10 protein-coding genes are annotated in these 11,686 nt (G+C 54.4%); 6 read left to right on the top strand and 4 right to left on the bottom strand.

What is annotated here, in order from left to right; all coding sequences use genetic code 11:
• The first annotated feature begins 96 nt into the window (after nucleotides 1-96).
• Genes SH248x_RS09630 through SH248x_RS09620 form a run of 3 tightly spaced genes read left to right on the top strand, consistent with a single transcriptional unit; the run spans nucleotide 97 to nucleotide 2,427 of the window.
• Nucleotides 97-882: a LamB/YcsF family protein gene (locus SH248x_RS09630; RefSeq protein ID WP_459558322.1), complete on the top strand. Its 786-nt coding sequence runs from the start codon at nucleotides 97-99 to the stop codon at nucleotides 880-882.
• Nucleotides 857-1,561, top strand: a complete 705-nt coding sequence (locus tag SH248x_RS09625; protein ID WP_459558321.1) for a 5-oxoprolinase subunit B family protein — start codon at nucleotides 857-859, stop codon at nucleotides 1,559-1,561. Before SH248x_RS09630 ends, SH248x_RS09625 begins: the two co-directional genes overlap by 26 nt.
• A complete protein-coding gene (locus tag SH248x_RS09620) occupies nucleotides 1,558-2,427 on the top strand; it encodes a 5-oxoprolinase subunit C family protein (RefSeq protein ID WP_459558320.1) in 870 nt (289 codons plus the stop codon). The genes SH248x_RS09625 and SH248x_RS09620 overlap by 4 nt, the downstream gene beginning before the upstream one ends.
• 63 nt (nucleotides 2,428-2,490) lie before the next feature.
• On the opposite strand, the gene SH248x_RS09615 is transcribed toward SH248x_RS09620, so the two are convergent.
• Nucleotides 2,491-2,637, bottom strand: coding sequence for a hypothetical protein (locus tag SH248x_RS09615; protein ID WP_459558319.1), 147 nt, complete (start codon nucleotides 2,635-2,637; stop codon nucleotides 2,491-2,493).
• Nucleotides 2,638-3,159: 522 nt separating this feature from the next.
• Between SH248x_RS09615 and SH248x_RS09610 the strand changes: the two genes are divergently transcribed.
• Nucleotides 3,160-4,170, top strand: coding sequence for a DUF1559 family PulG-like putative transporter (locus SH248x_RS09610; RefSeq protein ID WP_459558318.1), 1,011 nt, complete (start codon nucleotides 3,160-3,162; stop codon nucleotides 4,168-4,170).
• Between the two features lie 56 nt (nucleotides 4,171-4,226).
• On the opposite strand, the gene SH248x_RS09605 is transcribed toward SH248x_RS09610, so the two are convergent.
• Nucleotides 4,227-5,519, bottom strand: coding sequence for an NAD(P)/FAD-dependent oxidoreductase (locus SH248x_RS09605; RefSeq protein WP_459558317.1), 1,293 nt, complete (start codon nucleotides 5,517-5,519; stop codon nucleotides 4,227-4,229).
• A 401-nt stretch (nucleotides 5,520-5,920) separates the two neighbouring features.
• On the opposite strand from SH248x_RS09605, the gene SH248x_RS09600 reads away from it, so the two are divergent.
• On the top strand, nucleotides 5,921-6,883 hold the full coding sequence (locus tag SH248x_RS09600) for a UbiA family prenyltransferase (RefSeq protein ID WP_459558316.1): 963 nt from the start codon (nucleotides 5,921-5,923) through the stop codon (nucleotides 6,881-6,883).
• A gap of 179 nt (nucleotides 6,884-7,062) precedes the next feature.
• Here SH248x_RS09600 and SH248x_RS09595 read toward each other — a convergent pair whose 3' ends face one another.
• Together SH248x_RS09595 and SH248x_RS09590 are read right to left on the bottom strand one after the other, a co-directional pair.
• Nucleotides 7,063-7,863 (bottom strand): hypothetical protein, encoded by an 801-nt coding sequence (locus tag SH248x_RS09595; RefSeq protein ID WP_459558315.1) that lies wholly within the window; start codon nucleotides 7,861-7,863, stop codon nucleotides 7,063-7,065.
• Nucleotides 7,864-7,961: 98 nt separating this feature from the next.
• Nucleotides 7,962-8,762, bottom strand: coding sequence for a hypothetical protein (locus tag SH248x_RS09590; protein ID WP_459558314.1), 801 nt, complete (start codon nucleotides 8,760-8,762; stop codon nucleotides 7,962-7,964).
• 247 nt (nucleotides 8,763-9,009) lie between these two features.
• Here SH248x_RS09590 and SH248x_RS09585 point away from each other — a divergent pair, with 247 nt between their 5' ends.
• Nucleotides 9,010-11,550, top strand: coding sequence for a BatA domain-containing protein (locus SH248x_RS09585; RefSeq protein ID WP_459558313.1), 2,541 nt, complete (start codon nucleotides 9,010-9,012; stop codon nucleotides 11,548-11,550).
• The last annotated feature ends 136 nt before the right edge of the window (nucleotides 11,551-11,686 follow it).

Genomic DNA, 11,686 nt, shown 5'->3' with positions numbered 1-11,686 from the left:
AACGCGATGAATACGAATAGCGTCACAGAGAAAAATCTTCTGAGCGAGATTCGTACTCCAACGGTACTGGCAGCAGTTAGCACAAGGGACAGGGGGTTGACACCCCCCGCTCGCCTGGGGGACACGATGAACGCGATGGATGTTAGTGCGGATGTCGGGGAGGATTTTGTTAGTGGAATCGATGCGATCGAAGATGCGTTGATGCCGGTGATCTCCTCGTGCCACGTCTCCTGCGGCGTACACAGTGGCAACGAGGAAACTGTCGATCGGACGCTTGCCCGGTCCATGACTCATCGCGTCAAGATCGGAGCTCACCCTTCTTATCCAGATCGTGAACATGGCGGGCGTCGATCGATCACGATCTCGCCGGAGGATCTCGCGGACTCCCTGAAGTCGCAGTTGGAGTGGCTGATAAACCGGGTCAACACTCATGGAACTCAGCTGTCACACGTCAAACCGCACGGCGCTCTCTACAACGACATAGCCAAGGATGCGACACTGTGTCGTGTCGTGGTGACAGCTATTCAAGAGTTCGATGCGAGCCTGGCCGTCTACGGCATGGCGGGATCGGTCGTTGCAACGACCTGTCAGGAACTCGGAGTCAGGTTCATCGCTGAGGGGTTTGTGGATCGTCGTTACGAAGACTCGGCTCGTCTGGTCCCGCGATCTGAACCAGGGGCAGTGATCGAGGATCGCCATGAGATCGAAACCCAGATCCGCAATTGGGTGCAAGGCTTGGTCGTCGATCGTTATGATCGGAAGCATCCGGTCGCTGCGCAGAGTTTGTGTCTGCACAGCGATGCCCCGGATGTGCTGATCAACGCGGCGATTCTCCAACAGGTCCTGGATCAAGAGCATGTCACGATCGCTGCGTCTGAATGACATGGACTTTGAAATCAGCACGTATGCGGAGGAGTTCGCCCTACTTCGCACCGAGGCAACGAACTCGGCAGTTCCCCTGCCATGGCTGGGACGGGCGATCCTTGAAGCAAACCTCAATGGCCTGCAGGATGTCATCGCGACGGAGGGGGAAATCTGTCTGATCTGGGCTCGCGGGCAGAAAGAGGCGGTCTTATCACAGCTGGAAGGTCGTTCGTTCGAATGGACATCGCGCGTTCGAACCTGGAGCCTGCCAGTCTGGTTCGAAGAGCATGACGACTGGAAGCTCGTCTGCAAGGCGACGGGTTTGAGCCGAGAGCAGGTGATCGCGCAGTTGCTCGAAGGACGCTACCCGGTCGCGATGCTGGGATTCCTGCCGGGGTTTGTCTATCTGCATGGGCTCGATGAGTCGCTGCATGTCGCGAGGAAAGCAACGCCGACGACGCAGATCAAAGAGCGGACGCTGGCCATCGGCGGGAAGTATCTCGGCCTTTACAGTCTCCCCACACCGGCCGGCTGGCATGCGATTGGACGGGTGCCCGTATCGGTATTGGATATGAATCGTATGCCGCCCGTCTGCGTCTCGCCGGGGGATGTGCTGCAGTTGAAGCAGATCAATGAGCAGGAGTGCGAGCAGCTGTTGGGAAGCTCGCTGGAATCATTTCAGGAGAGCGGCCAATGACAACCGGACGATTGATCATTCGTGCTCCTGGCGGAATGACGACGATTCAGGACGCCGGACGAATCGGCTCTGCGTTCTTCGCATTTCCCCGGTGTGGTGCGATGGATGGTCAGTCCGCGGGACTGGCGAATGTGCTGGTTCGTAACGATCGAAATGCACCCGTCATTGAATGCACGCTGGTGGCACCCCGGATCGAGTTTCAAACGCATGGATGTGTCGCGCTCACCGGTGCGGACTTTGGCTGGCAGCTGGACGGCAGACCTGTTGAACGGAATCGTGTGATTGAAGTCGCTGCCGGGAGTCTGCTGCAGGGTGGCAAGGCGACGGGCGGGTTACGCGGGTACATCGCGATCGGCGGGAAATGGCTGGTCGAGCGTCCTCTCGGCTCGGCATCCTCGCATGTCGTCACGGGACTCGGAGCCAATCAAGGCCAGCCTCTGCGCGCGGGATTCGAACTCGAATGGGAACAACCAGAAACCCAGCCGGGAGCGATTCAACTGGTAATCTCGCCGGGAAGGCGTTCGCGGAATGTGATTCGAGTGGTGCACGGGCCGGAGTTTGACTGGCTGGAGGAAGAGTCGAAACAGTTACTCTCGGAGAAACCTTTTCGCATCAGTCCGACATCAAACCGAATGGGGGCAAGGCTGGAAGGACCTGCATTATCCGTGGCCGGGAAGACGTTGCCCGCGAGTGTCCCAGTGCTGCCCGGGATGATTCAATTAACACCGTCCGGTCAGGCAATTGTCGTCTTGCAGGATGGGCAGACGACAGGCGGATATCCACGAATCGGATATGTTCCACGAAGCGAACTGGATGCGTTTAATCAGATCATGCTCGGGGATGAGTTTCGGTTTGTGCTGCTGTGACCGCGCAACAAAAAAGCCACAGTGTGTGGCTGTGGCTTTTCAGTCGTGGAGTGTTGTGTGTGATTAACGCTGCACGTGATGGTGATGATGGAAGGTGTGGCCGTGGTTCCACATGGCGATGCGTCCGTATTCAGGACTTTGTGCGAACGTCGCAGCGGACATGCCGAACAGCACACCAGCAACAGCCAGAGACATCATGAACTTTTTCATTTCCCAGACTCCGATCAAAAACTCATCAGCGGGGTGGCGAGTTGTGGCTTTACGATCGCCAAATTAAAACAGCTCGTCTCCTGCCGAAAACACTTCAGCAAGGCGACACAGGTCGGTTTGGTTGGAATCCAAATTGGCTTGTGGAATACCCAATAATACGACATTCAGATTGTGTCGTGAGAAGCGAAAATCGCGTCTCGTCTCGTGAATCTAAATTCGCGAATCGCAACGCGATGGCAGTTAAGAGTTTGGGGTTAAAGCGTACTTGCCGCACCCACCCGCACTCGTGATTCCTCGTTTTGCATTAAGACGATTTACTCGTCATTGATGACTAAATCATCGCCATAGAAAGCCGGTTACTGGTGAATTGTCCTGCTGTACCCGCGATAATCCCTCTTCATTACTCTTGGCGCAAGAATTGCCTTTGTTCACAGACTGTGCTTTTCAAAGCCCGGTAGACGTCGACGTTAAGGGGCTCACAACGTCACGGATCTTTTAAGCTCAGTTCAGGACGAATTGCTCATGTCGCGTAGCAAAGGTTTTACTCTCATTGAATTGCTCGTGGTGATTGCGATCATCGCTACGCTCGTTGCGATCTTATTGCCAGCCGTTCAACAGGCCCGCGAAGCGGCTCGGAGGTCGAGTTGTAAAAACAATATGAAGCAACTCGGCATCGCGCTTCACAATTACGCTGATGTCTATGGATATTTGCCACCCTCTGCGTCCATTAACAATTCTTTGACGGCAACGGGAAACAACGGATCGTGGGGAGTCCATGGGCGTATTCTCCCTTTTATCGAGCAGGGAAATCTCGCCGATGGGATCGATCTAACACAGGCCTGGGACAATCAGATGGCTATTGACGGGATCAAAGTTCCTGTTTTCGCCTGCCCCAGCGATCCCAAAAGTGAGACCATGCGAGACCCAGGGTCAGGGCGTCCTAAGCTATACCCGAACAACTATGGATTCAATTTCGGAACATGGTTTGTCTACGATCCGGAAACTGGACGCGGTGGTGACGGGCTCTTTTATCCGAATGCGAAATTAACCTTTCGAGATGCCACTGATGGCTCCTCGAATACGCTTCTGGCTGCAGAGGTCAAAGCCTGGACACCCTATAACCGGAATGGTGGTCCGACTCCTGCGACTCGTCCAGACACGCTCGCGCTTGCCGAACCCTATATCTCTCAAGGGACAGATTTCAAAAAGGATACCGGCCACACGGAATGGCCGGATGGCCGCGTCCACCACACTGGCTTTACTGTCACGCTGACTCCCAATGCAAAACCCCGATACGCGAACGCCGGAACGGAGTATCTGGAAGTCGACTACAATTCCTGGCAGGAAGGCCGGGTCAACGGAGGTTCGCGAGCTCCGACCTATGCATTTATTACGTCTCGGAGCTGGCATAAAGGTATTGTGAATGTCGCCATGTTCGACGGAGCCGTCCGGTCGATCAGCGAGAATATCGATCTGAGCACCTGGCGCTCACTAGCGACCCGCAGCGGTGGCGAAGTCATCGGCGAATTCTAAACTCCCAGGCGAGCGGGGGGTGTCAACTCCCTGTGCTTTCATTCGCTAATCACGCCTCACTTCATCGCAACATAAGGCGTCAACGGCTTCTGCTTAGACTTGAAACGCGTGAGACGATACGGCGTCACGTCGATATGAGTTGGCTGGCCGGTGATTGCTTCGCTGACGAGTTTGCCAGTAACCGGGCCGAGGGTGAGGCCGAGCATGTTGTGTCCTGCCGCGATCCAGACGTTGTTCATACTGGGAGCCTGGTCGATGATCGGCAGGTTGTCGTAAGTCATCGGGCGCCAGCCGAACCATTCCTGTTCGATGGGTGTGGTATAGGGATCCTTGAGGAATAAGTGGGCAGCGGTCTTAAGCAGGCCAATGCGCTTCTGGTTGATGCGATCGTCGTAGCCTGCGAACTCCATGGTTGAACCGATGCGATAACCGGTCGTCATCGGGGTGATCGCGACTTTGTGCTCCTGGAAGATCATCGGGATCTCCGGGCAGACGGCAGGTCGCTGCATGGTCAGTGAGTAGCCTTTGCCGGGCTGAATCGGAACGGCGGTGCCGAGGAGTTTGTTGAAAAACGGAGTCCAGGATCCGGTCGCGGTGACAAAAGCATCGGCAGGGATGTCACCCTGGGTCGTTTTGACAACGCGAGCTTTGCCGTTCTGGACGTCGAAGGATTTCACTTCGCAGTCTTCGATGATTTTGACCCCCTTGGATTCGAGGATCTTGCGCCAGCTCTTCATCAGGATATCGGGACGGACGTGGGCGTCCATCTCGTAATGCCAGCCACCCGCTGCCACGCCGGGCTTGAGAGCAGGTTCGAGTTTGACAAGAGCATCGGCGTCGTAACGGGTCGCAGGGACGTCGTAACGATCGCTGAGCAGCTTATTGGTCTTGGCGTAATACTCCATCCCCTCGGGTGACTGGAAGATGAACAGACAGCCCTTCTTTTTGTACTCTGCTTCGAGGCCCTGGTTGGTGAAGAGATCTTCGTAAAGTGCATCGGTCGATTTCAGCAGCGGAACCATCCGGTCAGCAGACGCGAGTTGCGAGTCGACATTGCAGTTGCGAGTGAAGTTCCACATCCACGAAACGAACGCCGGATTGAACTGAGGCTTGATCGAAAACGGCGAGTTGGGCAGCAACATGGCCCGCATCGTCTTGGTGACAACACCAGGACCATGAAGCGGGAGAACGTGACTGGGAGAGATGTAACCACAATTGCCATGGGAGCAGGCACCGGCGAACTTTTTCCGCTCGACGATCGTCACGTCGCAACCCGCTTCCGAAAGATAGTGAGCCGACGCGGCTCCAATGATGCCACCACCGATAACAAGAACGCGTTGTGAAGGCATGTTGTATGATTCCTGGAACAGTTAGATTTGCGAGACAGTTTTATTCGGTGTCTGAAATCAAAAGTAAGAATTAAACCACAGTTAAACGCGGATCAACACAGATTAAGAACGTCATGAGGAAAACCATTAAGCAGAAATCTAACGGATTGAAACTCCCGACTCATGTCCTCTCTCCATCTGCGTTCACCTGCGTTGATCTGCGGTTCAAATCCTCTTGTCTTATCCGTGTTTCTTCGTGTCCATCCGTGGTTTCCTCATCCACTGTCACCCGGAATCAAACGATTACCGCTGACTTATCGTGAGAGTGAGTCGGTTTACAGTCGGACGTCCGTATGATAGGTCTGGAGATTGCACCGTCAATTGGAAACCGTACGACGTGATCAAGGTTGCTTGAAGTGTCAATGAAATTGATTGTTTTCAACTATGCCCGCCTGATGCGACTGCCGCTGGTTTTGTCCGTGGTCGCTGACATCCTGCTGGGAGGGCTGCTGCTTAAACGAGATGCAGTCACGACTTCGGACGTGATCGAGCTGGCGATCCTGGCGGCTGCGTCGGCGTGTCTTTACCTCGCGGGGATGGTCTTCAACGACCTGTTCGACGTGAAGCAGGATACACAGGAACGTCCCGACCGCCCGATTCCAAGTGGCGCAGTCAGCTGGATGTCTGCGTTGATTCTGGGGATCGCCTTGATCGCGGGCGGCATAGGCCTGGCGTCGGTGGCAAACGAATTCGCGATGTACGTCGCGATGGGACTGGCTGGCGTGATCCTCTTTTACGATGGCTTCAAACACCTCCCTTTTGCGCCACTCGTGATGGGACTCTGCCGAGGAGGGAACGTGTTACTGGGGTCGACGCATGCCTGGCCGCTGGGAGAACCGCGAGTTGATGTCGTTATCCTGGGGCTAGTAATCATAGCGATGATTTGCTTTATCGCAGGGATCACATTTCTGGCGAGGACGGAAGCGATCGGAATTTCCAAGGAACAGATAGCACGTTGTGAAATCGGCTACATCAGAGCGTTCGTGCTTTTGTTCACCGCTTTTCTGATGGAACATGGCGTCGGTGACGTCGTCTCTGGCCAAGGGCCGATCCGTGCAGGGGAAGGCTGGTTGATTCTGATCGGAACTCTCGTCGTTGCGTATCGCTTTGATCGCTGGTTCCGGCAGCGTGTCGTGCAGATTGAACTGGCTGAGAAGAAGCCACCCTTGATCGGGCGAACGGTCGGGCAGATGCTGGGCTACTACCCCCTGCTGGCGTCGCTCACGCTGGTCACGATCCGCCCTTCGATGTGGTCCGCTGCCCTCCTGATCGCCCTGCTCCGCTGGGGAATCGTCTGGGGACGGAAGTATATTCCGATCACGTGACGGTGATCGCAACAAGATCAACCACGGATGAACACGAAGAAACACGGATAAGACAAGAGGATTTGAACCGCAGATCAACGCAGGTGAACGCAGATGAGAAAGCAGATGATAGGATCCAAATTGGTTTTATCTGTGTCGATCGGTGTTTATCCGTGGTTCAATCTTTTTGCCCTTGGTTGTCACGGCTTCATCGGCGTGACGAACTTTTGAAACTGATCGAGCAGGGCTTTGATTTCGTTGTGGACTTTGGGTGTCTGGCGGACGATCACAGCGCCTGGAATATTTTCTATTGTGCCAACACCGCCGACAATGTCCCAGGCAAATTCGTCACCTGCTTTTGTTGTGATGATATTGACGAGCGTGATCATTTCGAGCTGCGTATCGAAACCAAGTCCTCGCACGTCATACATGCAAACAATAGCGTATTCGTCGGCAGTTGTTTTTGTTGAGATGGTCAGCACGTCATTGGCTGCGTAGCAGGTCAGCCCGAGTTTCTTGAGAATCATATTCAGTCCGGCCTCTGCGCGGATTGGATGTGTGAAGCTCAAACTGATTGGCTCGTCAGTCGGAATGCCCTCTTCGCTGAGAGACTTCTCGTCAATGTATACATTGACCGATAATTGCTCTCCGAGATTTGTGACGACTTCATGGAGTGGCGTATCAGCGTAATTGAAAGAAAGTATTGTTGAAGCAAGTTTTTGTTCGATTTCCTTTTCGACTTGAGTGCGGCAGTCGAAGATCTGATAGGTGCCGGTGAAATCTTTTGACAGGATAGAATCTTTGAGGATTGCTTCGAAGCCACGTTGATTGATGAGGTACTGCTGGTAAAAAGCTGATTGATAATTTTCAGTGGCAGCAGGTTCTGCCGGTGCGGTTGTGGAGTTCAAGGGGCTACTGATGACCTCCCCGCTTGTTTCTACTGCCAATGCAATTGAGAGACTGGCAATCAATGCGCCGATCATGAATAGGATGATTCGCATGGTTGTCTCGATGTAGGTAGAAGGCAACGAGGGATGTGTCGCAACTGGAAGAGACATAGGCGGAACTGGCGGCGGACTGATCGACCGGATCTCCGCTTCTACGGGGAGGGAGATTTTACGAACTCTTGGAACATGTTGAGAGTCGCTTCGATTTCTTGGTGGACTTTCGAAGTTTGACGCACGATCAGTCCGCCAGGAATCACTAGTAATGAGCCGGTACCGCCGTCCTCGTCCCATGCGAACTCGTCCCCTGTGTTTTTCTCGATCGCTTTCTTGAGCATCATCATTTCGTTGAAGTCATCCAAGCCCAGGCCTCGAACATCGTAGATCCGCAGCGTGTTTTTCTCATCGGCTGCGGTTTCGGTCACGATCGTGAGAAGGTCATTCTCGATAATTGACGTCAGTCCCAGTGGATAAAGAATCTGCTTGACCGCTGCAGAAGCCCGGATCGGCTGCGACAGCTGCAAAGTGATTGGTTCATCCAGCGGGATTCCTTCTTCTGATAGCGAGATTTCGTTGATGACGACCGAGAGGCCGAGTTGACTACCGATGTTGGTGATGGCCTGATTGAGCGGTGTTTCATTGAAATCGACGGTGATGAGGTTTGCAAGTTTTAATTCGATATCCCGCACAACTCCATCATGAGCGTCGATCACGCGGTAACAGCCGGTGAAGTCTTTGGTCTTCGACACCTGATGGAACATGGCGTTGAACTGGGCAGCGAGAATCGGCGAATTTGGCTGAGCAGCCGCAAGGAGGGCTGAGGTTTCTGCTTCGTCAGCATCTGTCTGAGAAGTCTGGGCGGCAGTTGTCGAACTGACGGCCTGGAACTCTTCGACTGTGATTGCGATGGCAAGACAGACTATCAATGCACCCGCAGCGAGCAGAACAGTAGGCATGGGACGCTCCCGAAGTGAAAAGTAACGTAGACTCAGTCTAATTCGACAGATTGACCGGGGGAAGAGGCCAGTTTCCCACATTTTGGCAGTCCGGGGCGTAGGAGATATCAAACTGACCGTTTGACGAACAATCGCAGGTCCAGTGTAGGCAGCCAAACCGGGAGGCGCTATAATCGGTAGAGATACAACATGGATGCCTTGACTCCCTTTTCACCTGTGACACTTCATCGACTGACAACGGATTCCCATGTCGCTGCTTAACCCGGCATTACTTTATGGTCTGACGCTGATCGTCGTGCCGGTCCTGATCCATTATCTGCTCAAGTCGAAGCCCAAGAAACTCGTCTTCCCGGCTCTGCGTCTGCTGATCAACAAGCAGCGAAAACATCAACGACGCATGCAGCTGAAGCATTTGTTGCTGCTGTTGTTGCGGATGGCGGTGATCGGGTTGCTCGTGATGGCGCTGGTTCGCCCTTCCCTCCCCTCTGCGGACTATGGGCTGTCGCTGCTGGAGATGCTGCTGCTAGGGGGCTTGGGAGCCGCTGCCGCAGGGATCTACTACGGAATGCACAAACGACTCGCCTCTCAAGGGGAGAAGTCGAATGTTTATGAAAAGCAGGAGATGCGGCTGAGGTCGGGGGTGTTGACGGGCTTCATTTTTCTGACGCTTTTGCTGGTGGGGATTCCTTGGGGATCTCGCGTCTGGGCGGAGATGAAATCACCAATTCAGCCGGGGAATATGCGATTGCCGGTCGCGTCGGTGCTGGTGTTTGATACCAGCGTGAGTATGGACTATCTGTTTGAGAATCGCACGCGGGTCGGAATGAGTCGACAGATCGCGACCAAACTGGTCGAAGACCTGCCCACTGGCAGCCGGATCGCGATCACCGACAGCGCGTCGACGGACCCTGTTTTGTTTCAGAATGATCTGAGTGCCGCGTTCAAAAAGCTGACCAGTGAGAATTTCCTGAAGACTTCGCCGATCAGTATCGATCTGTCTCAACGACTCAAGGCGGCGATGAAGCTGCAGGATGAAAGTCGGGATGAAGTCATGAAGATCGGGCCTGAGGGGCAGCGCGGTGGTGAGGAGAGTACCGATCGATTTATCCGCGATGTGTACCTCTTCACTGACCTGTCCGCCTCGGCCTGGAACAAGGACGTTGCGGCGAATCTGAAAGCAGAACTGGAAGCACGTCCCTGGATGAATTTGTACCTGATCGATGTGAGTGTCGATCAGCCGCTCAATCAGGCGATTCGTAAGATTGACACCGGAACGAGGCCTGCAATTGTCGGGCAGTCCTCCATCATCTCGGTCGACATCGCGACGACACAACCGACGGCTCAGGTGATGGTTGAGCTGTATCTCAAGAATACGCTTGGTGAATTGACGAAGCAGAGTTTCGAGACAGTGACGGTGGAAGCAGGACAGTCCGCACAGGTGCCGTTTCGAGTCGAAGCACGGCAGGCTGGGCTCGTGCAGGGGGAACTAAGGCTGACGGGGAGTGATCCACTCGCAGCCGATGACGTGCGCTACTTCTCGATTCCTGCGAATATCAAGACGAAGGTGTTGATGCTCGTGGATCGAATCGCCGATGGCTTCGAGATTTCGCAGGCGCTTGCTCCTGAGGCCCTCGCGAATGCGTCGGTCAATAAATATGACGTGACCGTGTTGCCGCTGTCGCTGTTCAATGCAGCGATGCTCGAGGACTACAAGACGGTCTTTCTGATCAATGTGAATCGACCGAGCCCAGCGGTGTGGCAGGCCCTGAATAGCTATGTCCAGAATGGGGGCGGGCTGATTACGGTCCTCGGGACGACCGAGATTGACCGCAATGCCTATCGGGGCTCTGCCGCTGAGGAAGTCCTGCCTGCTCTGCCGGATGTGCATAGCCGGTTCGGGCAGCCCGCGTTTATCGATATCGCCAGTAGCGGTCATCCATTGGCGCAGAGTCTGACTCAACTCGGAGTTGCGAAGGTGCTGCCGTTGTTGCCGATTCGACGCTTCTGGAAACTGGAGCAGCGAGCCGGTGGGCAGATCATTGCCGAATACGCGAATGATGACCGTTCACCGGCAATGATGGAGAAGTCGGTCAAAGGAGGCCTTTCGATCCTGCTGACGACGGCGGTCGATCTGCGTGGCGGAGCAACGGGAAATAACTGGAGCGATCTGGCGCGCGGTGGCTGGGCGTATCTGGCGCTGGCGGATTTTCTCGTTCAAAGGTCAGCGGGTTTATCGGAATCCAGCAGGAACTTTCAGATCGGCCAGTTCGTTGATGTGACGGTGCCCGCTCAGGCGAAGCAGACTTACCAGTTGCGTCTCCCGGACTTGAAGCAGCAGAAAATTGAATTGCCGTATCAGGGGCCGTTGTTGACGATTCGTCCTCAGACAAAAGCCACCGAAGCCGTTGGTTCAGCCAATCGCAATGAACGTCCGGGAAACCTGCAGGGGGCGACGACGATCGGGCAGTATCTGCTGATCCCTGGTCAGCAACCGGGGCGGAGTCTTTCCGAGACGGATCGAATTTCAGGGACCGATGGGTTCAGTGTGAACCTGGTCGAGAACGAAACTGATCTCACGAAACTGACGACTGCAGAACTCGACCTGATGTTGGGGACAGGTCAGTATCAGATGGCAAAAGATGTTTCGGAACTCGAGCGTCGGATGTTGAAGACGCGCCTGGGGGAAGAGATTTATCCGCTGCTGGTGACGTTGATGATCATCGTGTTTGCGGGAGAGCATTTGATCGCGAATTACTTTTATCGCGTCGGGGGAAGTGAGCCGGCGTGAGAGGAAGACAATTTCACCACAGAGGTCACGGAGGAACACAGAGTCGCACAGAGAAGAGATTTTTGTTTTCCCTGTGTGCCTCTGTGTAACTCTGTGACCTCTGTGGTGAAGAGTTCTTTTGAATTTGTAAGCATAA

The organism is Lacunimicrobium album (genome assembly GCF_052161635.1).
Classification (GTDB): Bacteria; Planctomycetota; Planctomycetia; order Planctomycetales; family Planctomycetaceae; genus SXPC01.
This window is presented reverse-complemented; position numbering and strand designations above follow the sequence as displayed.